At 65.5% G+C, this 2,412-nt stretch carries 3 protein-coding genes; all 3 read left to right on the top strand.

All coding sequences use genetic code 11. The features are described from left to right. The coding region (locus FN369_RS00960) for a metal ABC transporter substrate-binding protein (protein WP_218579995.1) at positions 1-1,051 on the top strand (1,051 nt) is incomplete at its 5' end. 16 nt (positions 1,052-1,067) lie between these two features. Beyond that, positions 1,068-1,829, top strand: coding sequence for a metal ABC transporter ATP-binding protein (locus tag FN369_RS00955; protein ID WP_142524351.1), 762 nt, complete (start codon positions 1,068-1,070; stop codon positions 1,827-1,829). 162 nt (positions 1,830-1,991) lie between these two features. Next, a partial coding sequence (locus FN369_RS00950; protein WP_178087588.1) for a metal ABC transporter permease occupies positions 1,992-2,412 on the top strand: 421 nt, incomplete at its 3' end.

The raw sequence follows: 2,412 nt of genomic DNA, 5'->3' as shown, positions 1-2,412 counted from the left end.
GGAAACGGCGGGAGAAGAGGGCCCGGCTCGCAAGGAGAAGGGCCCTTTTTTTGTTTTTCGATTGGCACCCCAAGGGGTGGCGGCCATGCTGAAGACAATGAAGAGTCGGTATCACCATTGGACTCTCCGCTCGATTCTTTTGGGGCTCCTCGCATGGGGGATGGCGACGGCTCTCGGATCTTCGGCAGAGCCGCTTCCTTCCCGGCCCCTCCGCGTGGTGACCACCATCGCTCCGCTCTATTCGTTCGTGAAGTGCATCGCCGGAGAGGCGGTCGAGCTTTCCAACCTGTTGCCGCAAAACGCGGAGCCGCACGACTATGTGTTGAGCCCCGGCGATGCTCGCCGGGTCGCCGATGCGGACTTGATCATCCGAAACGGCTTGGGGCTCGAAACATTCTTGGAGAAGGCGCTCGAGAACGTCGAGCCGCAGAAGCTGCTCGACGCGAGCAGGGGGATTCCGACGCTGCCGCAATGGGTTCCGCCGAGCGCTTTCTCCGATGGCCGACAGGCGGGGAGAGCCCGCCCCAATCCCCATGTATGGCTCGATCCTCTCGCGGCCGTCGTCGAGGTGGAGAATATCGTTCGGGAGCTTTGCCGCCGGGATGGAGCGCGAGAGGCCTACTACCGGGCGCGGGGAGCGCGGCTGACCGAGCGGCTCCGTCGCCTGGACGACGCCTATCATCGTTCCCTCGACCCCTTGCCCGACAAGAAGATGGCGGCCGATCACGATGCCTTTGGGTATCTCGCCCACCGTTACGGGATCGAGGTGGTAGCCGTTCTCGAGGCGGGCGGCCATGCCGGACTCTCTCCCAGGCTCCTGGCGTGGGCGATGGACGCGATCGTCCGGGAGCGGGTGCCGGCGCTGTTCAGCGAGGTCAACCGGCTTTCTCCCGAGTTGCGGGACATCTCCCGGGAGACGGGGATTCCGGTCGTCTTTCTCGATTCGATGGAGAGCGGAGCGCCGGATGCCGATCTCTATGAGCGGGTGGCCGAAGAAAATCGGCGGATTCTGGTGCGTGTCTACCAGAGGCGTTCGCACGCCGGTCCGTAGGAGCCAGGGATGGCGTATGGGGGAGGGGAGAGTCGAAGGAAGGGTCGATGCCGGGGAAGGCCCGGTCGTGCGTGGGTCGGGAGCTCCCCCTCTGCTCCGGACCGTCGGCATCGGCGCCGGATATGGAGAGGGAACGGCTTTCGAGGATGTCTCGCTCGAAGTCTTCGCGCGGGAGGTAGTGTCTCTGATCGGGCCCAACGGGGCGGGAAAGACAACGCTTCTGCGCTGCCTGGCGGGGATCCTGCCTCTGCGGGAGGGGCGGGTGGAAAGGGCGCCCCGCCTCCGGATCAGCTATCTGCCGCAACGGCTCGCCCTCGATCGGCTCCTGCCGGTGACGGTGGGAGAGTTCCTCGCCTTGCGCCTGGGGCGTCCGCTCTTCCGGCCCGGCTGGGAAAAGGGGGAACCCGTCGAAAGCCTCGAGGAGCTGGGAGTATCGGGCCTGCTCCATCGACGGCTCGGGGAGCTCTCCGGAGGCGAGCTGCAGCGAGTGCTCGTCGCCGCCGCCTTGGCGAAGAAGCCCCAGCTTCTGCTCTTGGACGAGCCGGCAACCGGCGTCGATCTCTTGGGCGCGGCCGCCTTCGACGCGCTCCTCCACCGGCTCCGAGACCGCGATGGGCTCGGCATTCTCTTGGTTTCCCACGATCTCCATCTGGTCCATCACATTTCGGACTGGATCTATTTCCTCAACCGGAAGATCCTGGCCGGCGGCCCCCCCAAGGAGGTTTTGCGTGCAGACCAGCTGGCGGCCGCCTACCAGCGCTTCCCCCATCCTCGGTGAGGAGGGAGTCGTGCTCGAGGAGGGCGTTCGAGCGCCCTCCATCGACATCGACGGACCGGAGGGAAGCCTGCTAAGAGAGGGAGCCGAAGAAGGTGGACCCGGGGAGACTTTTCGGGCAAGCAAGATCGGGGGTGGATTCTGGACTTTCTCTCCTACGACTTTTTGCGACGGGCGCTCTTTGCCGCGGCGCTCGCCGGACCGGTCTGCGGTCTTCTCGGGGTCTTTCTGACGGCTCGGGGGATGGCCTTTTTCAGCGACGCGCTCGCCCACACGGCGATCACGGGGGTCGCCTTGGGGCTGCTTGGGGAGAGCGCGGTCGAGCTCTGGCTCGGGGTCTCCCTGCCTCCGGGCCTTCCCTCGGGGCTGCTCGTTCTCTGGTGTTTGGGCGCGGCCTGGGTGATGTCCCTTCTCTTCGAAAGCGCTCGCTGGCGTCCAGACACCGTGATGGCGTTCTGCTTCACGGGAAGCGTCGCCTTCGGGGTGCTGGTCATGGGGAAATTGGGCCGCTACGGCTTTTTGGAAGAGACTCTCTTCGGGGATATCAATGCCAACTCCTGGGGAGACGTGGCGGTCCTGGGGGGGG

The organism is Methylacidimicrobium cyclopophantes, assembly GCF_902143385.2.
Lineage (GTDB): Bacteria > Verrucomicrobiota > Verrucomicrobiia > Methylacidiphilales > Methylacidiphilaceae > Methylacidimicrobium > Methylacidimicrobium cyclopophantes.
This window is presented reverse-complemented; position numbering and strand designations above follow the sequence as displayed.

Coding starts and splice junctions, on each gene's coding strand:
- FN369_RS00955 (WP_142524351.1), top strand. CDS start 1,068: ATGGGGGAGGGGAGAGTCGAAGGAAGGGTCGATGCCGGGGAAGGCCCG.